Below are 310 nucleotides of genomic sequence, written 5' to 3'. Positions count from 1 at the left end.
CAAAAAAACTTGTGAAAAAATAATCAATTTCCATGATTGCACGTTCGGTCTGCATACTGGTTTCTGCAATCAATGCTCTTTGACTTAAACCGGCATTATTGATCAACAAATCTATACGCCCTTTTTGATCAAGGACCTGTTCATAGGCATGACGAACTTGTGCTTCATCAGTAATATCCATTGCTACGGAAAGATGATGATCAGGGTGAAGCAAACTCACACGAACTTTTTCCAGCTCTTCCAAACGTCTTGCACTTAAGATCACCTGCGCACCCTGCAATGCACATTCCGCAGCTAAAGCTTTACCAAT

General features: G+C 41.0%; 1 protein-coding gene. It reads right to left on the bottom strand.

Annotated features, from left to right (window positions below):
• Positions 1 to 310, bottom strand: a 310-nt coding sequence (locus FLQ44_RS00455; RefSeq protein WP_147692581.1) for an SDR family NAD(P)-dependent oxidoreductase, incomplete at both ends; no start/stop codon positions are given.

Source organism: Vogesella mureinivorans (assembly GCF_007644035.1).
Classification (GTDB): domain Bacteria; phylum Pseudomonadota; class Gammaproteobacteria; order Burkholderiales; family Chromobacteriaceae; genus Vogesella; species Vogesella mureinivorans.
The sequence above is the reverse complement of the archived record's forward strand: the minus strand, read 5'-3'. Positions and strand labels throughout refer to the sequence as shown.